Raw genomic sequence first — 22,373 nt, 5'->3', positions numbered from 1 at the left:
GCGGTTGCGGAAAAGGTTAGCCCTTGATGCAGATGACCTGTTTGATGCGGGCGACCACCTCGACCAGGTCGCGCTGGGCCGAGATGACCTCCTCGATGTCCTTGTACGCGGCCGGGATCTCGTCCACCACACCGGCATCCTTCCGACACTCCACGCCCTCGGTCTGGGCGCGCAGGTCCGCCGCGGTGAACGCCTTCTTCGCGGCCGTACGACTCATCCGCCGGCCGGCCCCGTGCGACGCGGACTCGTACGAGTCGAGGTTGCCCAGGCCCCGCACGATGTAGCTGCCGGTGCCCATCGACCCGGGGATGATGCCCAGATCGCCGGCACCGGCCCGGATCGCCCCCTTCCGGGTCACCAGCAGCTCCACCCCGTCGATCCGCTCCTGCGCCACGTAGTTGTGGTGGCAGGAAATCGGCTCGTAGAAACGGGTCTGCGGCAGCGCGGTGGTCACCGCGTTCTGGAAGAGTGCCATCATCACGTCCCGGTTGCGCCGGGCATAGTCCTGCGCCCAGAACAAATCCCGCCGGTACGCCGCCATTTCTGGCGTACCAGCAAGGAAAACCGCGAGATCACGGTCCGGCACGTCAGCATTGTGCGGCAGGCCGCGGGCCGTCGACATGTGCCGCTCGGCCAGTTCCTTGCCAATGTTGCGGGAACCCGAATGCAGCATCAGCCAGACTCGGCCCTCGTGCACACCGTCCTGCTCGAGGCAGAGTTCCAGAAAGTGGTTGCCACCGCCCAAAGATCCCAGCTGGGACATCGCCCTCGACCGCAGTTTCTGGACGTCCGGGTGCAAATCATCAAATCCGGACCAGAAGTCGGCCCAACCGCGCGACTCCACTCGGAGCTGGCCCCGGTCGTCCCGCAGCCGGTTCGGATTCACCGGTGTCTTGTGCGAGGTGAATCCGACCGGGATCTGCTTTTCGATCGCGGACCGAAGTTTTCCCAGATCATCAGGCAAATCCTCGGCCCGCAAAGTGGTGCGTACGGCTGTCATGCCACAGCCAATGTCCACTCCGACCGCGGCCGGCGAAACGGCACCTGCCATCGCGATGACGCTGCCGACGGTGGCGCCTTTTCCGAGGTGTACGTCCGGCATCACCCGGACGCCGTGGGTCCAGGGCAGCTGGGCGATGTTTCGCAGCTGGTTCAACGCCTGCGATTCGACGGTCGCCGGATCGGCCCACATCCATACGGGCGCGCGAGTGCCGCCCAGCACGTGGTACGACATTATTGGTACTCCTTGATTTTGGGTGTCCCCCTGGCAGGACTCGAACCTGCGCACACGGCGTCGGAGGCCGATGCTCTTTCCGCTGAGCTACAGAGGGAAGGGACTTCGTTAGCGGCTGGGCCGCCGGCGCCACTGGCCGGCGGGCAGCGAGGTGCGCCGATACGAACGCCGGATCAGGCGCCCAGGGCAACAGCCCGGCAGGACGCGTTGCTCTCGCTTGAGTGTGCGCACCGGCACCGCGTCCACCTCCCGGGATCAGTCTCGTCGCTGGTAAGTCCACAACCACCATACTGCGGGAGCGCTCGTACGCAACATTGGTTTTTCGCTCAGCTCCGCGGATCGCCCCACCATGTCGACAACGCCTGCTGGACCGCGACCAAGTCGGCAGGCCCGACCGTACGGTCCGCGGCCCAGGCCACCACCCCATCCGGCCGTACCAACAGCCCGGCCAGTTTTCCGGAATTCTCCGATTTCGCCGTCAGCGTGTCGATCCGGTCGGAATAACCGCGAAAAGTCTCTCGCAGTGCGGGGTGGCCGATCAGGTCGACCAGCAGTCCGCGTCCGCGGTGGCAGTGATCGGCCAGCCGGCTGCCGTCGGCGAAAGCCAGCTCCGGGACCGTACGGCCCGTCAGCGGATGCCCGCCGGACGCCATCGGCAGTTGCCAGAGACCGGAGACTTTTTCGACCAGATAGGTGGATCCGTCCGCGGTGTTCGCCAATTCGCGCATCACCTCACGTAAAGCGCGGCTGCGCGGATCAGGGCGCAGCAACGCCACCTGCGCCCTGGTCCAGTCCTGCACCCATTTCCCGATCGGATGCCGTTCGGGAGTGTACGTGTTGAGGAGCCCATCCGGTGAGTCCCCGCGTACGGCCGCGGCCAGCTTCCAGCCGAGGTTCGTCGCGTCGCCGATACCCAAGTTCATCCCCTGGCCGCCCAGCGGCGGATGGACGTGAGCGGCGTCGCCGGCGAGGAAAATCCGGCCCTTTCGGTACGTCGACGACTGCCGGCTCACGTCGGTGTATTTGCCGAACTGATGGATTCGGGTGACCGTCACGTCCGTTCCACTGGCCGCCCGCAGACTTTCCTGCATTTCGGCCACTGTCATCGACACGTCGTCCGTCTTGGCACCGAATTCGCCGGTGAACACCATGTGCACTCCGGACGGCAGCGGCACGTGCCCGAAAACTCCCGGCTCAGTGAACCAGCCAACCGGCAGCAGGTCCGGGTCGGCCAGGTCGACAGCGGCCTGCCGGAACAGAATTTCCGGTTCCACGCCTGGAAAATCGAAGCCCGCGATCGTACGCACCAAGCTGTGCGCGCCATCGCAGCCGACCAGCCAGCCGGCCCGGATCACCGTTGCACCGGCCTCAACCGTGACGCCGTCGGCGTCAGCGGCGAGCCCGGTCACCTCAACGCCGTAACGAATCTGGGCGCCGAACTCGCGGGCCCGCCCGGCCAGCAACCGTCGAATGTCCGCCCGTTGCACGAAACATCCCTCAAGGACGGGCCACCCCAGCGCGGCTTGATCGAGAAGTTCGGGGCGAGGAAAGAGAAACGCGAAATGCTGGTAAAGTTTTGGACCGTCGTCCGGCTGTCCGGCAGCCATCACGTTGAAGCCGCGCTGCGATGCTTCGCGCAGTTCCGTGAGCAGTCCACGCCGGTCAAATGCCCGCACCGACGGCACGGTGACCGACCGGTTTCCCATCGTACGGTCGGATTCGGCCTGTTCCGCCTCGGTCAACCGCTCGATGACCAGCGCCCGCACGCCAGCCAGTGCCAGCTCGCTGGCCAGCGTCAACCCGGCCGGTCCAGCCCCCACGATCACCACGTCACAACGGTCCACCGCGGCCACCTTCGGTCTAGCTCGGACTGTAGACGCCGCTGTTCGCGGCGGGGGCTGGCAAGACTCAACAACAGCACGTTCGGGCACACCGACGCTGGTCAGCCGGCAAAGATGGCCACCGGCGCCACCAAGATGGCTACCGCTACGCGGTGAGTTCGGCGGCGATCATTTCGGCGATGTGGGCGGTGTTCAGGGCGGCACCCTTGCGCAGGTTGTCGCCACACACGAAAAGATCCAGTGTGTTCGGGAAATCCAGCGCCTGGCGGACCCGGCCGACAAAAGTCGGGTCGGCGCCGACCGAGTCGGCCGGGGTGGGGAACTGCAGGGTCGCCGGGTCGTCGATCACCACCACGTTGGGCGCGGCCGACAGCACCTCGTGAGCCTGGGCGACCGTCACCGGTGACGCGAAAGTGGCATGCACGGCCAACGAATGCGTCGTGATCACCGGCACTCGTACACAGGTGGCCGACACCTTCAGGTCCGGGATTCCCAGAATCTTGCGGGATTCGTTGCGGACCTTGAGTTCTTCCGAGGCCCAGCCGTCATCTTTGAGCGATCCCGCCCACGGCACCACATTCAGCGCGAGCGGCGCCGGGAATGGGGAGGGAGCGTCTCCGAGCTTGTCGACCAGCGCAGCCCTCACATCCCCGGCTCGTACCCCCAAATCACGCCGGCCACCGACCACTGCGAGCTCGTCGTAAAGCCGGTCCACGCCGGCCTGACCAGCGCCGGAAGCGGCCTGGTACGAGGCGACGACCAACTCGGTCAGGGTGAATTTCGCGTGCAGCGCGCCCATTCCATCCATCATGGTCAGGGTCGTGCAGTTGGGGTTCGCAATAATGCCCCGCGGCCGGTTCCGGGCCGCGTCCGGGTTGACCTCCGGCACGATCAGCGGAACGTCAGGATCCATCCGGAAAGCGCCGGAGTTGTCGACCGCGACCGCACCCGCGGCGGCCGCGATGGGCGCCCACTGCGCGGAAATCTCGTCCGGCACGTCGAACATCGCCACGTCGACGCCGTGGAACGCCTCGGCGGTCAGCTCCTGCACGACGACGTCCTCGCCGCGCACCTTCAGCTTCTTGCCGGCCGATCTTTTCGATGCCAGCAACCGAATCTCGCCCCAGATGTCGGCCCGCTCGGACAGGATCGACAACATCACCGTACCGACGGCGCCGGTCGCGCCAACAACAGCCAGGGTGGGTTTGCGTACGCTCATCGGCCGGTCCCTGCGTAGACGGTGGCTTCCTCGTCGCCGGACAGCTCGAATGCCTCGTGCACGGCGTGTACGGCCGCGTCGAGGTCTTCGGACCGTACGACCACCGAAATCCGGATCTCCGAAGTGGAGATGATCTCGATGTTGATGCCGGCTTTGGCCAGCGCGCTGAAGAACTTCGCCGAGACCCCCGGCTGCGACCGCATGCCGGCGCCGACCAGCGACAGCTTGCCGACGTTGTCGTCGTAAATCAGGTGCGTGAAGCCCAGCTCGTCCTGCACCTGCTCCAGCGCGGCCATGGCGGCCGGTGCGTCGGCTTTGGGGAGAGTAAAGGAAACATCGGTACGGAACGTGTCCGCCGAGGAGACGTTCTGGACGATCATGTCGAGGTTGATCTCGGCGTCCGCGACCGCCTGGAAGATCCGGGCCGCGACCCCGGGCCGGTCCGGCACCCCAACCACGGTGATCTTGCCTTCACTGCGGTCGTGTGCGACGCCGACGATGACTGCTTTTTCCATCGGGAGGTCCTCAATCGAGCCGGTGACCATGGTGCCCGGGCGGTCCGAATACGACGACCGCACGTGCACTGGGATCTGGTTTCGTCGCGCGTACTCCACTGATGGCAGGTGCAGCACCTTCGCGCCACACGCGGCCAGTTCGAGCATTTCCTCGTACGTGACTTCGGCAAGGTGCCGGGCGGTCGGCACGATCCGCGGGTCGGCGGAGTAGACGCCGTCCACGTCCGTGTAGATCTCGCAGACATCGGCCTTCAACGCGGCGGCCAGCGCGACCGCGGTGGTGTCCGAACCGCCTCGACCGAGCGTGGTGATGTCCTTGGTGTCCTGGGCGATGCCCTGGAAACCAGCCACGATCGCGATCGACCCGGCCGACAGCGCGGCCGAGATCCGGCCCGGCGTGATGTCGATGATCCGGGCCTTGCCGTGTTTGGAGGTGGTGAGCACGCCGGCCTGCGAGCCGGTGAACGACCGCGCCTGCGATCCGAGCGAGTGAATGGCCATCGCCAGCAGCGCCATCGAGATGCGCTCGCCGGCGGTGAGCAGCATGTCCAGTTCGCGACCGGGCGGGGTCGGCGTCACCTGGTTGGCCAGATCGCGCAGCTCATCGGTGGTGTCGCCCATGGCCGACACGACGACGACCACGTCGTCGCCGGCTTTCTTGGTGGCGACGATGCGCTCAGCGACCCTTTTGATCCGCTCCGCGCTCGAGACCGAGGAGCCGCCGTATTTCTGCACGACGAGTCCCACTTTGGTCCCCTCGGTCGGCGGTTATCGACGGGCAAAGGTTACCCGCGAGCGGGGGTCGGACCACAACGCAGTTAGCCGCCGGTGTGATCAGACTCGCGAAACTTTGCGGCGAAAGGCCGCTGTGACGCGAGACCTTATCCCGCTGTGATGAGCGCCACGGCCACCCCGGCCAGTACGAGGCCGGCGCCCTGCCAGCGGCTGATCCGCTCGGCCAGCACGAACCGGGCCAACGCGATGGTCGCGGCCGGGTAGAGCGAGGTCAGCACGGCGACCACGGTCAGCATCCCGAAGTGGGTGGCCAGGAAGTAGAAGACCACCGCCACCGCACCCAACGCCCCGGCCATCGCTGGGCCGGCCGCGGTGCGTACGGTCCAACGCTCGCGATCGGTCGTACGCGCACGTACGACCAGGTAGAGGGCGGCGACCGGTACGATCGAGACGACCTGCTCGACCGCCGTCGGCCACAGGCCCACGCCGTCGCCGGCCCGCTGCAAGGCGACGAACAGCAGCGCGAAGCCGAGGCCGGCGAGGACGCCGTCCAGGACTCCGGACGTACGAGCCTGGTCCTGCTCGGGAGCGGCGCTGGTGGACACCAGCCAGACGGCCGGCAACGCCAGCAGCAGCCCGACGCCGGCCACCACCGTCGGCCGCTCCCCGAGGACCAGGCCGACCAGCGCCGGCACGCCGGCCGCGACCACTCCGGACAGCGGCGCGACCACGCTGATCCGGCCGCGGGCGAGACCGCGGTAGAGCGCGAGCGTCCCGAGCGCACCGCCGATGCCACCGACCGCGCCCCACCCGATTGCGGCGGTGCTCGGATGGCCACCGACGACGAGCGAGGCGGTCACAGTCACCACCGACGCGGTGAGTTGGCCGAGCACGGCGACCCGCGCGTAGTGCATGCGCCGGGAGGCCACTCCGGCCACGAAGTCGGAGCTGCCGTACGCCAGCGCGGCGATCACCGCGAGAATTACCGCGAACATACGGCCATCTTCACCCAACACGGGCATCGCGGTAGCCAGGTTTTCGTGGTGGCGACTGACACACTGGGCCAGATGGGGACCAGGGGCGACCGGGCAACGCGGCCCGGCAGGTGGGTGGCGGCCGTCTGTGCGGTGCCACTGCTGGCACTGGCCGCCTGCGCTGGACCCGCACCGGTGCCGCAGCCCACCACGAGCGCGACGCCACAGCTTCCGCCGCGTCAGCAGCTGGCCGCCCGGGCCGCGCAGGCCACCGCGCTGAAGTTCACCGCCACCTACGCCCTGACCGGCGGCAACGCCCAGCAGGCGGCCTCGTCCTCGGCGCCGGCCAGCCAGAGCGTGACGATCAGTCGTACGGCCGACGGATGGCGGCTCGACATCGGGGATTCGGCGCAGGTCATCTCGCTCGTACACACCACCGCCGGCACCTGGAAATGCACTCTGAGTGGAGCCGCGCCGAGTTGTGCGCAGGTCGCCGCGGCCGGCCAGCCACCACCTGCGGACGACGATTTCGCGCTGCTGAAGGTGTTCACCGCCTGGCCGCAGGAACTGGCCAACCCGGCCACCGCGATCGCCGTCAACGTGACCAGCAGTCCGCCGGCGCCCACCGGCGTCTGTTTCGAGGTCGACATCGTCAGCGCGTCCATCGCGGCACCGGTCGACCCCGGCACGTACTGCTATGACGCGAACGGTGTTCTCACCGGGCTGCGTACGTCCACCGGCACCCTGAAACTGGTGTCGTCCGGAGCGCCGCCGGCGGCGCTCGCGCTGCCCGCGCCACTGGTCGCGGCCGGCGCGCCGGTGTCCCCGACCCCGACGCCCAGCAGCAGCCCGAGCGGGAGATAGTCGCGTACCGAATGCACCAAATGCGGCCGGTGACCGCCCTCACATAAACTCACTGCCAGACAAGTGAATGACCAACGGAAGGGAACGGTCGCGATGGCTGAGTCCGCGAACGCCAGCAAGTCCGCGTCCAAGCCGGGCCACACCACCCTCGTACCCGGCGCCGAGATCGAGAGCCTGACCGGCCCGGAGGGGCGGACGATCATCGCGGACGGGGTCGTCCAGAAGATCGCCGGCATCGCGACCCGGGAGATCTCGGGCGTGTACGCGCTGGGTGGTTCGGTCGGCCGCGCGCTCGGCGCGCTGCGCGAACGGATCCCGGTCGGCGCCGGTGGCCCGAACATCACCCAGGGCGTGTCAGTCGAGGTGGGCGAGCGGCAGGCCGCCGTCGACCTGAACATCGTGGCTGAATACGGCGTGTCCATCGCCGATCTCGCGGCCGCCATCCGGCGCAACGTCATCGACTCGGTGGAGCGGATGACCGGCCTGGAGGTGACCGAGGTGAACATCGCGGTCAACGACATCCACATCCCCGGCGACGAGCCGGAGGCCGAGGAGTCGGCCCGGGTGGTATGAGCCAACCCCTGCCTTCCACCACCGTCCACGGCGTACTGGCCGACACCGTCGCCGCGGCGGTGCTGCTTGCGCCTGGCGTGGCCGGGCTACGGTCCGGGCGGTTCGGTGAGGTCGCCACCTACCTTCCCGGCCGCCGGGTGTTGGGTGTCCGGCTGCGTCCGGACGGGGTGGCCGTGGACGTGGCCGTCCTGTTTGGACACTCGGTTTTCGCGGTCGCTGAAGGCGTCCGAGCTGCCGTACGGGACATTGTCGGAGATCTGCCGATCGATGTCACGGTCGACGACGTGGTCCTCGCGCCATGACCGGCTGGCCAGCGGACCCCACCGAACGCCGGCGCGCTTTCCGTGCCTTCGTACGGGAAAACCACCCCGACCGGGGCGGTGACCCAGAGGTTTTCGCGGCCGGGGTGGCATCCTTGCGGGATCGCCCGGTCGCCGGCACCACGGTCGCGTACCGGCAGCGGTGGTGGAATCCGGGCGTCACCGCCTGGATCAACCGCAGAATCCAGCGCCGGTTCCATCCACGCGTTCACTGACCAGAGGACTTTCCCATGTCACGCACCACGATTGGTCTGTTCGCCGGACTGCTGATCGCCATCGCGACCGCGGTCGGCGGGTTCTTCGGATTCCTGGCCGCGATCGTCTTTGGCGCGGTGGGCCTGGGCGTCGGCAAGATCCTGGACGGCGACCTGGACATCTCCAGCTACCTGGGCGGCAACGGCCGCCGGCCACGATGACCGAACCGGTCAGCCTGGCCAAGACGGTTGAGCTGGACGACCCCGGCCAACGCGGCGGCCTGGAGATCGAGAACCGGGTGGTGGAGCGGATCGCGGCCACCGCCGCCGCCGAGATCGACGCCGTCTCCGGCCCGCCGCGGCGAGTGCTGGGCGCGTCCATCGGCCGAATCGACTCGCCACCCCGGGCCAGCGCCCGGATCGTCGCCGGCCGGGCCAGCGTCCACCTACAGGTCTGCGTGCGATGGCCACACGGCATTCGTACGGTCTGCCAGCAGGTCCGCGACCACGTCACCGAACGGGTCACCACCTTCACCGGGCTGCCGGTCACCGCGGTCGACATCACTGTCGCGGCGCTGTCCGATGTGAGCACGCCGACCGGGCCGCGGGTGGTCTGATGCGGCTCGTGAACCGGATGTTGGCGCTGGTCATCGGCATCGCGATGGTGGCCATCGCGGTGCTGGTCACCGTCGAGGTGGTGCTGGCGAACCTCGGCCAGGCGCGCTGGCTGATCCCGTACCAGAACGTCGCCGCGCTGCTCGCCGGGCGCACCTGGCAATCCAGTTCGGTACGGGCCGTGCTGGTCGCTGTCGCGGTCGTCGGACTCGTACTGCTGATTTCCCAGCTGTGGCCACGGCAGCGCCGTTTCGTGGAGCTGTCCGGCGCCGCCGACGGCATCGACCCCGTCCTGCCGCGCAGCTCGCTGCGCAAGGCGATCGACGCCGCCGCGGCCGCTGAGGACGGCGTACGCGCGACGGCCGTCAACCTCGGACCGCGGCGGGCGATCATCCGACTCGTGACCACCAGGCACGACGAAGAACAGGACAAGGAAGTGGCGACCCGGGTGGCCCAGCGGGTGACGCAGCGGATCGCCGACATCGGACTGGCCCGACCACCGCGGGTGACCGTACGAGTGATCACCGGAGGCGACCGGTGAACCCGCGCGCCGACCGGGCCAACCGGATCGTCCTCGCGCTGCTGGGTTTCGTCCTGCTGGTCGCCGGCGCGGCCGGCATCGCGGCTGGGCTGTTCCTGTTCGGCAACGACGCCTTACTCCCAGCCGAGGCGACCACCTTCATCGCCGCGAACCACTCCTGGTTCTGGCCTGCCGTGGTCGCCGCCGCGGTGCTGCTGGCCCTGCTCGGGCTGCTGTGGGTGACCGCGCAGCTGGCCAGTGACCGGGTCAGCCGGCTGGAGCTGGCCAGCGACCCGGCCGCCGGCAGCACGATGCTGCTGACCCGGGCGATCCTGGACGCGGTCGGCAACGAGATCGCCGACTACGCCGGCGTGTGGCGAGCCACCGCCCGACTGACCGGCCGGCCGGCCCATCCCCGCCTGGTGCTCAAGGTCACCGTCGAACCAGGCGCCGACCTCGGCGCGGTCCGCCGCCAGGTCGAGTCCGAGGCGATCGCACACGTACGGATGGCATTGGAAACCGACATCCAGGTCCGCCTCGAATTCACCGTCGCCGGCGGCACACCGGTACGTGCTGTGTCATGACCGCACTGCTGAGCTGTTGGCCGCAGTTCCTGCGGCGGCGCATCCGGCTCGCAGAGCTGTTGGCCGCAGTTCCTGCGGCGGCGCATCCGGCTCGCGTCGCCGGGGCGCCCAAAGAACGGGCACCCCACCGCCACGAACCTGGGCGACCTCCGGCCGCCGCGCGGACGGGGCTGAGTTGAATGCCGGTGTGGCTGAGTTGACGGCCGCAGTTCCTGCGGCGGCGCATCCGGCTCGCGTCGCCGGGGCGCCCAAAGAACGGGCACCCCACCGCCACGAACCTGGGCGGCCTCCGGCCGCCGCGCGAGCGTGGCTGGGGTGAATGCCGACGGGGCTGAGTTGAATGCCGGTGTGGCTGGGTTGGGGGCCGGTGTGGGTGGGATGGGTGTGAGGTATCTGTTACGGCGTGAAATTGTCGTACCGATGCTGTTTTCTGGCCCCCACCCAGTGATCGGGTGGGGGGGGTGGGTTTGAGGACGCGCGCGCGTGAAAATTTTCGGCGGGAGCGGGTATGGGGAGAGTCGCGGAGTCCACATAGTGGGATGGGGTTTCCATCCTGGGGCGGGACTCGCCTACTGTGATCTTTGTGCGGATGGCGCTGCTTCTTCTTCGCTGCCGCGGCGGGGCCTGACGAATCACCAGGCCGGCTCCCCGTCGCGGAGTTTGCTGTTGCCCTCCGCCGGCCCTCACCGCCCTGCCAGTCACGGCAGCCTCCTGAGGAGCCACCCTCCCAATGCCCGCACCGCAGCAGTCATCCCCGATGCCGTTCCAGCGCTACCGGCCCTTTCCTGAACTCGTCCAGACCATCGACCTGCCGGACCGGACGTGGCCGACCAAACGCATCACCGAGGCGCCGCTGTGGTGCGCGGTTGACCTGCGCGACGGCAACCAGGCCCTGATCGACCCGATGACACCCGAGCGTAAGCGCCGGATGTTCCAGCTGCTCTGCCAACTGGGCTACAAGGAAATCGAGGTCGGTTTCCCGGCCGCCAGCCAGACCGATTTCGACTTCGTACGGGAAATCATCGAGAACGACCTGATTCCCGAAGACGTCACGATCCAGGTGTTGACGCAGGCGCGGGATCACTTGATCGAGCGTACTTTCGACTCGATTCGGGGTGCCCGCGAAGTCATCGTGCACCTCTACAATTCGACTTCCATCCTGCAGCGGCGGGTGGTTTTCGGGCTGGAGAAAGACGGAATCACCGATATTGCCGTGCAGGGCGCACGACTGATCCAGAAACTGACCGAAACCGTCGGCGACACGAAGGTTCGCTACCAGTATTCGCCGGAGTCGTACACCGGCACCGAGCTGGAATACGCCGTTGAGATTTGCAACGCTGTCAACGATGTCTGGCAGCCGACCAAGGACCGGCCGGTCATCATCAACCTGCCGGCGACCGTCGAAATGGCCACGCCGAATGTCTACGCGGATTCCATCGAGTGGATGAGCCGGCATCTGAAATACCGTGAGTCGGTGGTGCTCTCGCTGCACCCACACAACGACCGTGGCACCGGTGTCGCGGCCGCCGAGCTGGGATATATGGCTGGCGCGGACCGCATTGAGGGCTGCCTGTTCGGCAATGGTGAGCGGACCGGCAACGTCTGCCTGGTGACGCTGGGCATGAACTTGTTCAGCCAGGGCATCGACCCGCAAATCGACTTCTCCCACATCGACGAAATCCGGCGGACCGTCGAATACTGCAACCAGCTGCCGGTGAACGAGCGGCACCCGTACGGCGGCGACCTGGTTTTCACCGCGTTCTCCGGTTCTCACCAGGACGCGATCAACAAGGGTTTCGACGCGCTGCGCCGGGAGGCCGACGCGGCCGGCAAGTCCATCGAGGATATGCCGTGGGAAGTGCCGTATCTGCCGATCGACCCGAAGGACGTGGGTCGTACGTACGAGGCCGTCATCCGGGTGAACTCGCAGTCCGGCAAGGGCGGCGTCGCGTACATCATGAAGACGGAGCACCAGCTCGATCTGCCGCGCCGACTGCAGATCGAGTTCAGTCAGGTCGTCCAGCAGCTCACCGACTCCGAGGGCGGCGAGGTTTCGCCGCGGCGGATGTGGGAGATCTTCACGGACGAATATCTGCCGGGCTCGGCGGTGCCGTGGGGGCGGGTGCACCTTCGCGGCCACCGTACGACCGCGGACGCCACCGCGAGCGGTGAGGACCAGCTCGTGGCTGACGTCACGTTTGATGGTGCCGATCGCGCGCTGGAAGGCATCGGCACCGGCCCGATCGAGGCCTTCACCTCGGCGTTGACCGAGGCCGGCATCCAAACCAGGGTTCTCGACTACGCCGAGCACGCCCTCACCGCTGGTGAGGACGCGAAGGCGGCCGCGTACGTGGAATGCCAGATCGGCGACCGGACGCTGTGGGGGGTCGGGGTGGACGCGAACATCGTCACCGCCTCTCTGCGGGCAGTAGTCAGCGCGGTAAACCGCGCTTTCCGCTGACTCACTCGTAGGACCGCCGCCGGCGCCGTCGACCACGCTCCGCCGACCGCTGTCCCGTTGTGCCCGCAGGGACTCCTCTCTCTCGTATGAGTGAGAGGAGTCCCTGCGTACGTCTGCACAATCGGAATCCGATTGTGCAGAAATGGTCCGCTGGCCACCGAAACTGTCGGTGGTGGGTGCTCCCATGGAGCCGCGCGAAATTGTGAGCACACCCACCACCGCGGGCCGGAAAATGCGTGGACTGCTCGTCAACCGGACCGGAGAATGATCGGTATGAAACAGAATCCCTATCGCCGCGTCCTCGCGGTGCCGGGGATGACCCGGCTGCTGGCCGTCACCACGCTGGCCCGCATCCCCGGCCTCGCGGCGAGCATCGTGCTCACCTTGTACGTGGTGGTTGGCCTGCATCGCGGTTACGCCGAGGCGGGCCTGCTGGCCACCGCGATGACCCTCGGTACGGCTCTGAGCGGTCCGTGGCGGGGCCGGGCGATCGACCGCTTCGGCGTACGCAAGGCACTCTTGCCCTCCATCGTCGCGGTCGCGATTTTCTGGTCCGTGGCGCCGTTGCTGAGTTTTGTCTGGCTGGTTCCGGCCGCCGTGCTCGCCGGCCTGTTCAACCCGCCGGTCTTCAGCATCTCCCGGCAGGCGATCGGCTCGATGCTGCCGGAGGAACTGCGCCGGACCGGTTTCGCGCTGGATTCCGTGCTCGTCGAAATGTCATACATGGTGGGTCCGCTCGCCGGCGTACTCGCCTCCACCGCGCTGTCGCCGGCAGTCACGATGGTGGGCCTGGGCGCGTTCCAGGTGATCGCCTGCCTGACGCTGGTCGTGCTCAACCCGCGGGTGGTCAGCGCGGCCACCGAAGCCGTCGCTGACAAGCCGCAACGCGCCGGGATGGCCAGTCCTGGTTTCGTGTCGGTGCTGGTCCTTATGGCGTCTTCCACTCTGGCGCTGTCCGGCAGCGAGGTGGCCGCCATCGCGGTGCTCCGCGGCCAACACCAGGACGTGTGGATCGGTGTCGTACTAGCCGTCTGGGCGGTCGGCTCGATGATCGGCGGGCTGCTCTATGGCGGGCTGTCGAAGGCGATTTCGAGTGCCGCGATCGTCGTGTCGCTCGGCGTCGCCACCATGCTGCTGACCGCCGCCCCGAACTGGTGGGTTCTCGCCATCGCGCTGCTCCCGGTCGGCATGCTGTGCGCTCCGTCGATCTCCGCGACCGTCTCCGACGTCAACCGACTGGTCCCGCCGGTACGCCGCGGCGAGGCGATGGGCTGGCACGGCACCGCCGGCACCGCCGGCGTCTCGATCGGTGCTCCGCTGGCCGGCCTCGCGATCGACTACCTCGGCGCCACCTGGGGTTTCGCCATCACCGGCGGCGTCGGCGTGGCACTCGCGCTGGCCGCGATCGCGATCGGCCGCTTCGGCTCCGGCAACGGCTGGCGTACGCGCCGCGTCACCCTCTCGACCGCGGCGGCCACCGCCCCCGCCAGCTAAACCCAGCGCTGTCCCGCCGGGACGGCCAAGGGCGGTTCGCCGGATTCGTGCCACGACCTGTGGGGCTCCGTTTTGTCAGTGCCGCCCGATAACGTGAATTCAGGGGACCTCGATCCCCCTTGGGGGCGCCAGGGCCCCCCGAATCAACGCTATCGGCGGTGGCCGACAGGAATGGCGCGCAGCGTTCGTTGCGGTGCCCTGCCTTTGACGGCGGCGACGAGACGGCCATAGCGCACCATCTGACGCAGCCCGACCGCGAAGAGCAGGAACTGCAGGGCGAAGGCGATCGTGTACGCGGTCGCGCCCAGCCCGCCGAAAACCTGCAGTGCAAGCCCAATCAGCAACATGGCCACCACCGACGCGCTGAAACCGCCGATGTTCACCAGCCCCGACGCCGTACCAGCGCGCTGCGGCGGATTCGCCTCCCGTGCGTGTTCAAAGCCCAGCATCGAGGCAGGCCCACCGGCACTCAGCACGATGATGTGAACGACCAACACCGGCAGCGGCACGTGCGGCGACCACAGCAACACGATCGTCCACGAAAACATGGTCGTCACCACGACCCCGAGCGCGAGCCGGTGCCGGACGGTCGGCCAACGTGACGACACAACCCCGAAAACCTGAGCGAGTGCGGCACCGGCGAGTACCAGCACCGTCAACAGCACACCGGCGGTCGCGGTATGCAGCCCCTCACCCTTGATCAGAAACGGAAATCCCCACAGCAGCCCAAAAACACAAGACGAAAACTGGGTGCACATATGTGTCCAGGTGCCGAGTCGAGTGCCTGGCTGCGCCCAAGACTCGGCGAGCTGGCGTCGTACGGACGCGGTGTGAATCGGCCCAGCGGTACGCCGGCCGCCCGGCCGATCGCGGAGCAGAAGAACCACCGGCAGCAGCATGACCGCCGCAACGCCAGCGTTCGCCAGGAAGGTCGGCGTCCAGCCGTACGCGTGCAAAAGCGCGCTCATCGGCAGCACCGAGGCAAGGTTTCCCACCATTCCAGCCAAAGATGTGAGCTGCGTCATCAGCGCGCATCGATGCGCCGGAAACCAGGCCGAAATCAGCCGCAGGAGAGAAACGAAACTCATCGCGTCGCCGGCGCCGACCAGCACCCGAGCGGCGATGCCACCAGCCAGTTGGTCGCTGAGCGCGACCCCGAGCTGGCCGACCGCCATCAGCATCAGCCCGGTGGCCAACATCCGGCGCGGACCAACCCGATCGGCGAGCAACCCGACCGGCACCTGCATGAGGGCGTAGACCGACAGTTGGAGAATAGTGAAAAGAGAAAGCGCGGCCGGCCCGGCATGAAAATGCGCGGCGGCAGCGAGCCCGGCGACGCCGAGGCTGCTGCGTTGGAAAACAGCGATCGCATAAACGCTCATGCCCAGCAGCCACATCGGCCAGGCGAGTCTGGAGTAGTCCGGCCGCGATCTGACGATCGGGACCGGACCGAGTAAAGAAGGGTCAGACGGGGACGCGGAGGGAACCGTGGAAGTCACACTAAGAACTCGCCGCAAAGGTAGGACGTCGTTAGCGAATATCCTCGTATTGTGATGGCCGTGACAGGTTTGTCCATTGTGGACAGTGTCTTTCGTTCCGTACGACGGAATTCCTAAACGTCCAGGACACGGCGACCTTCGAATGCCCGACCAAGTGTGACCTCGTCGGCGTATTCCAGGTCACCACCGACCGGCAGCCCGCTCGCCAACCGGGTGACCGAAAGCCCCATGGGTTTGAGCATCAGCGCCAGATAGGTGGCAGTGGCCTCGCCCTCGGTGTTCGGGTCGGTGGCGAGAATGATCTCCCGGGTCAGGCCGGACGACAGTCGCGCCATCAGCTCACGGATCCGCAGATCGTCTGGGCCGATGCCGTCCAGCGGATTGATCGCGCCGCCCAAAACGTGGTATTTCCCGCGAAACTCGCGAGTACGCTCGACGGCCACCACGTCTTTGGGTTCCTCGACCACGCAGATCAATTCGTCCGTACGACGGGTGTCCCGGCAGATCTTGCAATGTTCCTGCTCGGACACGTTGAAACAGATCGTGCAGAACCGGACCTGGTCCTTGACCCGGGTCAGCGCGGCCGACAACCGGGTCACGTCGGCAGGGTCCGAGGACAGGATGAAGAACGCGATCCGCTGCGCGCTTTTGGGCCCGATCCCGGGCAATCGGCCGAGTTCGTCGATCAGGTCGGCGAGCGCTCCCTCATACACAGCCGGCCTACCGGTCCTTGGTCACAGGCCGAGGCCGCCGGGCAGGCCACCCAAGGCGCCACCGAGTCCGCCGGTGACCGGGGCCATCTTCTCCTCGGCGAGCTTCTTCGCCTGGTCGCTGGCTGCTCGTACGGCCGCGAGCACCAGATCAGCGAGCGTCTCGACGTCGTCGGGGTCGACGACCTTCGGGTCGATGGCAAGCGCGGTGAGCTCTCCGGAGCCGGTGACGGTCGCGGTCACCAAACCACCGCCGGCCGAGCCGGTCACCTCAGCGGCCGCGAGCTCGGCCTGGGCCTGCTCCATCTGGCGCTGCATTTTCTGCGCCTGCTTGAGCATCTGCTGCATGTTGGGCTGGCCACCGGGCCTCACGGCTGACTCCCTCTGTTGGCTTTCCGCCAGCCTAGCCGGCCGGCGGCGAACTACTGGTCAGGCTCAGGTCTCTTTGATTTCGGTGGCGCCCAGGACCTGAATCGCCTGGATGGCGCTGCTCATCACGTCGACCCGTTCGCCCGGCGCGGTCAGGCCCGTCGAGCCTTCGTCGTCCGGATACGGCTCGTCGTACGGGTCCGGTGGCGGCTCAATGTCGACGATCTTCGCGCCGGGCGGCGGCCCGCCGCCATTCGTCTTCTCCGGTGCCGGGTCGGGCGCCGCGTTGCCGCCGGGCACCGCTCGTACGTCCGGCCAGTCGTTCTCCGGCGGTGCGCTCGCGGCCGGCGGGGTCGGTGCCGGAGCGGCGGGCGCCGGTGGCTCCGGCCGGCTCGGCGCGGCCGTGGGCGCGGCGGCGCGGGCGGTTGGTGCCTTGCCAGTCACGTACCGCAAAGACCAGCGGACGCCCAGCAGCTCGTTGAGGATCTGGGCGACCGCCTGGATCGCCTCGTCCTTGCCCAGCCAGGCCGCGTTGCCCTGGTTCTTCACCGTGATAACGAGGGTGGTGCCCTCGATGTCGCTGGGCGTCGAGTCCATCAAGGCCGACCAGTGCGCCCGCCGGATGCCCTTCACCTTGTCCAGAACCTGCGGCCAGATCTGCCGTACGGCCGTGGTGTCCATCGCGCCGGGGGCCACTTCGGTACGCGACTGAGCTGCCGGTGGCGAAGCCGCGGGCACCGGGTCGGCCGGCTTTGGCGCCGGGGCGACCGGCTGCGCCGGTGCCTGCTGAACCGGCGCCGGCGCAGGCGGGGTTGGGGTTGGGGCGGCAGGAGCCGGAGCTTGCGGAGCTGGAGCCGCAGGTTGAACGCTTGGCGCCGGCCGCACCGGAGCCGGCTGCTGGGCGGGCGCCTGCTGAACCGGAGCTGGCTGCGGGGGCGCCGGCGAGGTCATCCCGCCGATCTCCAGACGGCGCTCCATCCGCTCCAGCCGCTGCATCAGCGCGCTGTGACTCTCCTCGGCCGCCGGCAGCAGCATGCGTGCGCACAGGAGCTCAAGCACCAGCCGCGGCGAGGTCGTACCCCGCATCTGGATGAGCCCTTCGTGCACGATGTCGGCCATCCGGGACAGCGACCCCGGCCCGAGCCGCAGCGCTTGCCCGGTCATCCGCTCCAACTGGTCCGCCGGCACGTCGATCAGCCCGCTCGCGCCGGCATCCGGTACGCGCTCCAGCACCACCAGGTCGCGGAGCCGTTCCAGCAGGTCAGTGGCGAATCGGCGGGGATCGTGGCCGCCCTCGACCACCTTGTTGACCGCGTGGAAAACGGCGGCACCGTCCGCCGCGGCGAGCGCGTCGCAGACGTCGTCGAGCAAGGTCGCGTCGGTGACTCCGAGCAGCGCGATGGCCCGCTCGTACGTCACACCGTCCTCGCCCGCGCCGGCCAACAACTGGTCCAGCACCGACAGCGAGTCCCGGGCCGAGCCGCCACCGGCCCGTACCACCAGCGGCAGCACGGTCGGCTCGATCTTCACGTTCTCGTTCGTACAGATCTCGTCCAGCAGGTCGCGCAGCTGCGCTGGCGGGATCAGCCGGAACGGGTAGTGGTGCGTACGCGAACGGATCGTCGGCAGCACCTTTTCCGGCTCGGTGGTCGCGAAAACGAACTTCACGAACTCCGGCGGCTCCTCCACCAGCTTCAGCAGCGCGTTGAACGCCGCCGTGGTGACCATGTGCGCCTCGTCGATCACGTACACCTTGAAGCGACTGGACACCGGCGCGAAGAAAGCCCGTTCCCGCAGGTCACGCGCGTCTTCGACGCCGTTGTGGCTGGCCGCGTCAATCTCGATCACGTCGAGGCTGCCGGAACCGTTCGGCGCCAGCGCCACGCAGGAGTCGCACTCACCGCACGGCGTCGGGGTCGGGCCCTTCTCGCAGTTCATCGAGCGAGCCAGGATGCGAGCAGAGGAGGTCTTGCCGCAGCCGCGCGGACCGCTGAACAGGTACGCGTGGTTCAGCTTGCCGTTCTTCAGCGCCTGGATGAGCGGGCCGGTGACGTGCTCCTGCCCGACGACCTCGGCGAAGGTCCGCGGACGATACTTTCGGTAGAGCGCGAGGTTCGCCACTGAACACCGCCTCCCTCTTCGCCTGTCAGCGCTGGTTTCGGCTAAAAAGAAAGGACCCCCCGCGCACCCGCCAGAGCCCGCTTACCCTTGCTGCCTTCCGGCCCTGGGGGAGTTCACAGGATGCACGCCGCACGAGGGGCTACTCAGTACTTTACCCCGCCCCCCGACAGTCAGTTCAGCCGCCGGCCCGCCGGTCAGGTCCCCTCCACCGGGTAGGTACGATGCTCGACGGAGGATTCGCCTAGTGGCCTAGGGCGCACGCTTGGAAAGCGTGTTGGGGGCAACCCCTCACGAGTTCGAATCTCGTATCCTCCGCCATGCCCACCAGGCAAAACGCCGGTCAGCTCCACTGCGAGCTGACCGGCGGAGTTGCTGCAGGCCGGACCGCCAAGACAGCCGCCGCCACGCGGGCCGCATCGAGGAGTCCAACCCGTTGACGCCGAGCAGGTAAGCCGAGCACGGCCATTCCTGCTGGCAGATCAGGCAGTACCCGATTCCCTTGCGGTGGTCATCGCAGACCCGCGCGGCCAGCTCCCACAGCAGCGAGTCCTGGACATTTTCCGTGCGTACGTCCAATGCTTCGAAGATGGTTCGTTCGTCCAGCTCTGGCTGTGTGTGGGCGTCGCGGAATTTCATGGGCAGGTCTCCTTTCGGCGCTGGCGTGGGAAAGAGTGGAGGGCACCAGGACAGGCGGATTTGCCGATCACCACGAACCGAATCCCGACCTTGCATCGAAACGGAAACGGATTTCGTGTACACCTGCCCTGGTGCCGGATCAAGACGGCCAGGATCTACCCGGCCCGGTCCTCCGGTTCGAGACGAGGCATAGACCAGCAACCGCGAACCGGCCACAGCCCTCGCAGGACCGGCACGTCTGTGCTTGCTCTGATCTGCCCACGTCACAGAGCTTGTCGAGCCACCGGTCACGCGGACACCCCACGATGAGATATCCGGGGATGAGATAGTCCGGCACCCCACAGTGACCCTCTGCGGGCTTAGGATCACTGGCCAGGAAGTTTCCGCAGCTCAGGCACACTAGACGGGAGGTATCCGGGCGGGTGCCAGCACACGACCTGATCAACCTTCCCTCCACGTTCTGGACTCGCCCCCAGGTCTGCGACGCCTTGCACGCCCGTGACCTCGGCCGTCTGTTCCGGTTGCTGCGCCAGTACCACCAGATCACGCAGACGCAGATCGGCATCGCTACAGACATGAAGCAAGGCCGGATCAGCGAGTTCATGAAGGGCATACACCAGGCCGAAAGCATCGTGCTCCTGGAACGGGTCGCTGACGGTCTGGGCATGCCAGACCTGTCCCGGATGCATCTCGGCCTTACCCCCTCATGTGCCTTCTGAAGCGTCCGTGTTGGACATCGGACCTATCTCAGCGATGGATAGCTCGGACTCTGACAGCGGGCTACTTTCGTGGGATCGGGTACTGGACGGGGCGGACGAGAGAGCAGACAACGCCATGCGCAGGCGGGACCTCTTGGCACTGGCCGGAGCTTCCACCCTCGCTGGCTCACTCGCCTCAGCAGCCAACACCGCCTCGAGCTTCCTTACCGAGCTGCTGATCCCCTTCCCGCTAGCACCGTCATCGCCGACCGAGCGAGCCGTGCCGCCGGATCAGCTGCTGCGCCTCAGCGTGCGAGTACGCAACCAGTACCAGGCATGCCGCTACGACGCCGCCGCCGGCACACTCGCCGAGCTCGTCCCCGCACTACAAGCCGCAGTCACAGTCTCCAGCGGAGACTTCAAATCCCGTTTGCAGTCTGCAATCTCCGATGCGTACCACGTTATTGCTGGCATTCTCTTAAAAGTCGGCAACGAGGGCCCCGCCGCAGTCGCCGCAGACCGCAGCATGAACGCCGCCCGCGACAGCGAAATCCCGGTCACCATTGGAGCCAGCGCCCGCATCGTTTCCCACGCACTCATGGGAAGCGGCGGCGCCCGCCAAGCCAGCACATACGTCAAACGATTCGCCGAAGGCTTCCAAGCCCACCTCGACCCCGACGACGAATCATCGCTTTCCGTCTACGGTTCACTGCTCTTGCGAGGCGCTGTCGCCGCAGCGCGGGGAAGCGACCGAGACACGACCCTTGAACTGGTCGGCGAGGCAGAACGAACCGCCACCATGCTCGGCCACGACGGCAACCACGCCTGGACCGCATTCGGCCCGACAAACGTTCAACTGCACCGAATCAACCTCGCCGTCACGCTCGGAGACGCCGGCAGCGCCATTGCGATTGCTCGCGAGGTGGACGACGCTTCCATCGAACTGGTTGAGCGTCGCGCAACGTTCTATCTCGACGTGGCCGCCGGATTTACCCAGTGGGGCAAGCACGAACCGGCGTACCTCGCGATCCGCCACGCCGAAGCCATCGCGCCGGAGGAGCTGACTAACCGGTCATCGGTTCACGGTCTGGTCCACCAGCTCGCCACCGCTTCACCGCCCAGTCTGCAACCGCGCGTACGCGAACTCGCCGCCCGAATCGGAGCCGCGGAATGACCGACGAACCGACCAAGAAATCGCGCGTCCTCTGGGTCTTCGTCTGTGGCGCTGGCCCCGCCGCCCGAGTCGGGATCCTCGTGTCCCTCGCTCAGGATGACGGCTGGGACGTACACCTCATCGCCACACCAGCTGGCGCAGGCTTCATCGACATTGAGGCCCTGGAGAAGCAGACCGGCAACCCCGTACGCACCAGCCACCGCACCTCATCCGAACGCCGCGCCACCGGCCGCCCCGCGCCGGACGCGATCATCGTTGCGCCCGCTTCTTACAACACCATCAACAAACTCGCCCACGGCACCGCCGACACATACGCCCTCGACCTACTCTCGGAGAACCTCGGTCGCGGCACCCTAATTGTCATACTCCCGTTCGTAAATTCGGCTCTCGCCGCCCGTAGGCCGTTCCGTCGGGCTCTGCAAGAACTTCGCGCCGAAGGAGTCCGTATCCTCTTTGGCCCTGGCGACTGGGAGCCGCATTCACCAGGGTCCGGCTCCGCCCGATTCGATTCTTTCCCTTGGTCGCTTGCCTTGCGCGAAGTCCAGCGGCACACGTCGCCGACCATTAAACCGACACTTTAGAAATACAAGTCTCGCCGCATAGCCTTTGCCACTGTCTCATACCTTGCGAGGGTTTTCTCTCCAATGAATTCCTTGAGACGCCTAAGCACAGCGTCGGAGGCAAATAGCATCGCATTGTTATATTCGACTTCAAGCTCTCTATCCAAGTCTTCGCGATTGCCTATATCTGGTCGCCGTTGCGTGAGCTTAGCAATCGCGTAGTTCGACGGGTTCGACGCGGCTAACATTAAGATGGATATGGCTTGATAGCGCCGCTCTTTGAACTCGAATATTTTTGTGAACTTTAAGTGTCGCCTATCGAAGATCGATTTCGCAAATACACCTAACAGTCCTCCGACTCCGAGACTCGTTATAATTAACGAGATGTTGCTTAGCATCACGGCTTCCCGTTCCGAATCTGGGCGAACCGGCGCGCGTCACGCGCGACCCTCCCTGGGTCCGC

At 67.0% G+C, this 22,373-nt stretch carries 23 protein-coding genes, 2 tRNA genes and 1 other RNA gene; 14 read left to right on the top strand and 12 right to left on the bottom strand.

Annotated elements, in window-relative coordinates:
* Window positions 1-16: 16 nt before the first annotated feature.
* From ABD301_RS16075 to ABD301_RS16050, 6 genes are all read right to left on the bottom strand, one after another.
* Window positions 17-1,234 carry an RtcB family protein gene (locus ABD301_RS16075; protein ID WP_344311089.1) on the bottom strand — a complete coding sequence of 406 codons (1,218 nt, stop codon included), beginning with the start codon at window positions 1,232-1,234 and terminating at the stop codon, window positions 17-19.
* Between the two features lie 25 nt (window positions 1,235-1,259).
* Window positions 1,260-1,331: transfer RNA gene (locus ABD301_RS16070), tRNA-Arg, on the bottom strand.
* Between the two features lie 229 nt (window positions 1,332-1,560).
* On the bottom strand, window positions 1,561-3,078 hold the full coding sequence (locus tag ABD301_RS16065) for an FAD-dependent oxidoreductase (protein WP_163572360.1): 1,518 nt from the start codon (window positions 3,076-3,078) through the stop codon (window positions 1,561-1,563).
* Between the two features lie 142 nt (window positions 3,079-3,220).
* Entirely contained in the window at window positions 3,221-4,294 is a 1,074-nt protein-coding gene (locus ABD301_RS16060; protein WP_344311088.1) for an aspartate-semialdehyde dehydrogenase, read from the bottom strand.
* The gene (locus ABD301_RS16055) at window positions 4,291-5,556 is read right to left on the bottom strand and encodes an aspartate kinase (protein WP_344311087.1); all 1,266 of its coding nucleotides are present in this window, start codon (window positions 5,554-5,556) and stop codon (window positions 4,291-4,293) included. The genes ABD301_RS16060 and ABD301_RS16055 overlap by 4 nt, the downstream gene beginning before the upstream one ends.
* A 134-nt stretch (window positions 5,557-5,690) precedes the next feature.
* Window positions 5,691-6,539, bottom strand: coding sequence for an EamA family transporter (locus tag ABD301_RS16050; protein ID WP_344311086.1), 849 nt, complete (start codon window positions 6,537-6,539; stop codon window positions 5,691-5,693).
* Window positions 6,540-6,611: 72 nt separating this feature from the next.
* On the opposite strand from ABD301_RS16050, the gene ABD301_RS16045 reads away from it, so the two are divergent.
* From ABD301_RS16045 to ABD301_RS16000, 10 genes are all read left to right on the top strand, one after another.
* Window positions 6,612-7,382: a hypothetical protein gene (locus ABD301_RS16045; RefSeq protein ID WP_344311085.1), complete on the top strand. Its 771-nt coding sequence runs from the start codon at window positions 6,612-6,614 to the stop codon at window positions 7,380-7,382.
* A gap of 93 nt (window positions 7,383-7,475) precedes the next feature.
* Window positions 7,476-7,955, top strand: coding sequence for an Asp23/Gls24 family envelope stress response protein (locus tag ABD301_RS16040; protein WP_344311084.1), 480 nt, complete (start codon window positions 7,476-7,478; stop codon window positions 7,953-7,955).
* The gene (locus ABD301_RS16035) at window positions 7,952-8,257 is read left to right on the top strand and encodes an Asp23/Gls24 family envelope stress response protein (RefSeq protein ID WP_344311083.1); all 306 of its coding nucleotides are present in this window, start codon (window positions 7,952-7,954) and stop codon (window positions 8,255-8,257) included. The genes ABD301_RS16040 and ABD301_RS16035 overlap by 4 nt, the downstream gene beginning before the upstream one ends.
* Window positions 8,254-8,490 carry a hypothetical protein gene (locus ABD301_RS16030; protein ID WP_163572328.1) on the top strand — a complete coding sequence of 79 codons (237 nt, stop codon included), beginning with the start codon at window positions 8,254-8,256 and terminating at the stop codon, window positions 8,488-8,490. Before ABD301_RS16035 ends, ABD301_RS16030 begins: the two co-directional genes overlap by 4 nt.
* 15 nt (window positions 8,491-8,505) lie before the next feature.
* Window positions 8,506-8,691 carry a DUF2273 domain-containing protein gene (locus ABD301_RS16025; protein ID WP_344311082.1) on the top strand — a complete coding sequence of 62 codons (186 nt, stop codon included), beginning with the start codon at window positions 8,506-8,508 and terminating at the stop codon, window positions 8,689-8,691.
* Entirely contained in the window at window positions 8,688-9,086 is a 399-nt protein-coding gene (locus tag ABD301_RS16020) for an Asp23/Gls24 family envelope stress response protein (protein ID WP_344311081.1), read from the top strand. Before ABD301_RS16025 ends, ABD301_RS16020 begins: the two co-directional genes overlap by 4 nt.
* Window positions 9,086-9,625: a DUF6286 domain-containing protein gene (locus tag ABD301_RS16015; protein WP_163572355.1), complete on the top strand. Its 540-nt coding sequence runs from the start codon at window positions 9,086-9,088 to the stop codon at window positions 9,623-9,625. Before ABD301_RS16020 ends, ABD301_RS16015 begins: the two co-directional genes overlap by 1 nt.
* A complete protein-coding gene (locus ABD301_RS16010) occupies window positions 9,622-10,188 on the top strand; it encodes a hypothetical protein (RefSeq protein ID WP_344311080.1) in 567 nt (188 codons plus the stop codon). Before ABD301_RS16015 ends, ABD301_RS16010 begins: the two co-directional genes overlap by 4 nt.
* A gap of 730 nt (window positions 10,189-10,918) precedes the next feature.
* The gene (gene leuA / locus ABD301_RS16005; protein ID WP_344311079.1) at window positions 10,919-12,649 is read left to right on the top strand and encodes a 2-isopropylmalate synthase; all 1,731 of its coding nucleotides are present in this window, start codon (window positions 10,919-10,921) and stop codon (window positions 12,647-12,649) included.
* A 273-nt stretch (window positions 12,650-12,922) separates the two neighbouring features.
* Window positions 12,923-14,143, top strand: a complete 1,221-nt coding sequence (locus ABD301_RS16000) for an MFS transporter (protein ID WP_344311078.1) — start codon at window positions 12,923-12,925, stop codon at window positions 14,141-14,143.
* 149 nt (window positions 14,144-14,292) lie between these two features.
* Here the strand turns inward: ABD301_RS16000 and ABD301_RS15995 are convergent, their stop codons facing one another.
* From ABD301_RS15995 to ffs, 5 genes are all read right to left on the bottom strand, one after another.
* Entirely contained in the window at window positions 14,293-15,525 is a 1,233-nt protein-coding gene (locus ABD301_RS15995) for an MFS transporter (RefSeq protein ID WP_344311077.1), read from the bottom strand.
* A 230-nt stretch (window positions 15,526-15,755) separates the two neighbouring features.
* Window positions 15,756-16,355, bottom strand: a complete 600-nt coding sequence (recR, locus tag ABD301_RS15990; RefSeq protein WP_344311075.1) for a recombination mediator RecR — start codon at window positions 16,353-16,355, stop codon at window positions 15,756-15,758.
* Window positions 16,356-16,376: 21 nt separating this feature from the next.
* The gene (locus ABD301_RS15985) at window positions 16,377-16,724 is read right to left on the bottom strand and encodes a YbaB/EbfC family nucleoid-associated protein (protein WP_163572348.1); all 348 of its coding nucleotides are present in this window, start codon (window positions 16,722-16,724) and stop codon (window positions 16,377-16,379) included.
* 63 nt (window positions 16,725-16,787) lie between these two features.
* A complete protein-coding gene (locus ABD301_RS15980) occupies window positions 16,788-18,842 on the bottom strand; it encodes a DNA polymerase III subunit gamma and tau (protein ID WP_344311073.1) in 2,055 nt (684 codons plus the stop codon).
* Window positions 18,843-18,889: 47 nt separating this feature from the next.
* Window positions 18,890-18,986, bottom strand: an RNA gene (gene ffs, locus ABD301_RS15975) — signal recognition particle sRNA small type.
* 86 nt (window positions 18,987-19,072) lie between these two features.
* Here ffs and ABD301_RS15970 point away from each other — a divergent pair.
* Window positions 19,073-19,160, top strand: a tRNA-Ser gene (locus tag ABD301_RS15970).
* On the opposite strand, the gene ABD301_RS15965 is transcribed toward ABD301_RS15970, so the two are convergent.
* Complete coding sequence (locus tag ABD301_RS15965) at window positions 19,131-19,478, bottom strand: hypothetical protein (RefSeq protein WP_344311071.1); 348 nt, start codon at window positions 19,476-19,478, stop codon at window positions 19,131-19,133. The two genes, ABD301_RS15970 and ABD301_RS15965, sit on opposite strands and share 30 nt — an antisense overlap.
* A 422-nt stretch (window positions 19,479-19,900) precedes the next feature.
* On the opposite strand from ABD301_RS15965, the gene ABD301_RS15960 reads away from it, so the two are divergent.
* The 3 genes from ABD301_RS15960 (at window position 19,901) to ABD301_RS15950 (ending at window position 21,931) form a co-directional block, all read left to right on the top strand.
* On the top strand, window positions 19,901-20,197 hold the full coding sequence (locus tag ABD301_RS15960; protein ID WP_163572347.1) for a helix-turn-helix domain-containing protein: 297 nt from the start codon (window positions 19,901-19,903) through the stop codon (window positions 20,195-20,197).
* Window positions 20,198-20,312: 115 nt separating this feature from the next.
* The gene (locus tag ABD301_RS15955; protein WP_344311068.1) at window positions 20,313-21,350 is read left to right on the top strand and encodes a hypothetical protein; all 1,038 of its coding nucleotides are present in this window, start codon (window positions 20,313-20,315) and stop codon (window positions 21,348-21,350) included.
* On the top strand, window positions 21,347-21,931 hold the full coding sequence (locus ABD301_RS15950; protein ID WP_344311066.1) for a flavoprotein: 585 nt from the start codon (window positions 21,347-21,349) through the stop codon (window positions 21,929-21,931). The genes ABD301_RS15955 and ABD301_RS15950 overlap by 4 nt, the downstream gene beginning before the upstream one ends.
* The last annotated feature ends 442 nt before the right edge of the window (window positions 21,932-22,373 follow it).

The sequence above is a fragment of the Fodinicola feengrottensis genome (assembly GCF_039530045.1).
GTDB classification, from domain to species: Bacteria; Actinomycetota; Actinomycetes; order Mycobacteriales; family HKI-0501; genus Fodinicola; species Fodinicola feengrottensis.
This window is presented reverse-complemented; position numbering and strand designations above follow the sequence as displayed.

Excerpts from the sequence above, each read along its gene's own strand:
- ABD301_RS16075 (WP_344311089.1), bottom strand. The coding sequence starts at position 1,234 with ATGTCGTACCACGTGCTGGGCGGCACTCGCGCGCCCGTATGGATGTGG.
- ABD301_RS16060 (WP_344311088.1), bottom strand. The coding sequence starts at position 4,294 with ATGAGCGTACGCAAACCCACCCTGGCTGTTGTTGGCGCGACCGGCGCC.
- ABD301_RS16050 (WP_344311086.1), bottom strand. The coding sequence starts at position 6,539 with ATGTTCGCGGTAATTCTCGCGGTGATCGCCGCGCTGGCGTACGGCAGC.
- ABD301_RS16045 (WP_344311085.1), top strand. The coding sequence starts at position 6,612 with ATGGGGACCAGGGGCGACCGGGCAACGCGGCCCGGCAGGTGGGTGGCG.
- ABD301_RS16040 (WP_344311084.1), top strand. The coding sequence starts at position 7,476 with ATGGCTGAGTCCGCGAACGCCAGCAAGTCCGCGTCCAAGCCGGGCCAC.
- ABD301_RS16035 (WP_344311083.1), top strand. The coding sequence starts at position 7,952 with ATGAGCCAACCCCTGCCTTCCACCACCGTCCACGGCGTACTGGCCGAC.
- ABD301_RS16030 (WP_163572328.1), top strand. The coding sequence starts at position 8,254 with ATGACCGGCTGGCCAGCGGACCCCACCGAACGCCGGCGCGCTTTCCGT.
- ABD301_RS16025 (WP_344311082.1), top strand. The coding sequence starts at position 8,506 with ATGTCACGCACCACGATTGGTCTGTTCGCCGGACTGCTGATCGCCATC.
- ABD301_RS16020 (WP_344311081.1), top strand. The coding sequence starts at position 8,688 with ATGACCGAACCGGTCAGCCTGGCCAAGACGGTTGAGCTGGACGACCCC.
- ABD301_RS16015 (WP_163572355.1), top strand. The coding sequence starts at position 9,086 with ATGCGGCTCGTGAACCGGATGTTGGCGCTGGTCATCGGCATCGCGATG.
- leuA (WP_344311079.1), top strand. The coding sequence starts at position 10,919 with ATGCCCGCACCGCAGCAGTCATCCCCGATGCCGTTCCAGCGCTACCGG.
- ABD301_RS16000 (WP_344311078.1), top strand. The coding sequence starts at position 12,923 with ATGAAACAGAATCCCTATCGCCGCGTCCTCGCGGTGCCGGGGATGACC.
- ABD301_RS15995 (WP_344311077.1), bottom strand. The coding sequence starts at position 15,525 with ATGAGCGTTTATGCGATCGCTGTTTTCCAACGCAGCAGCCTCGGCGTC.
- ABD301_RS15965 (WP_344311071.1), bottom strand. The coding sequence starts at position 19,478 with ATGAAATTCCGCGACGCCCACACACAGCCAGAGCTGGACGAACGAACC.
- ABD301_RS15955 (WP_344311068.1), top strand. The coding sequence starts at position 20,313 with ATGCGCAGGCGGGACCTCTTGGCACTGGCCGGAGCTTCCACCCTCGCT.
- ABD301_RS15950 (WP_344311066.1), top strand. The coding sequence starts at position 21,347 with ATGACCGACGAACCGACCAAGAAATCGCGCGTCCTCTGGGTCTTCGTC.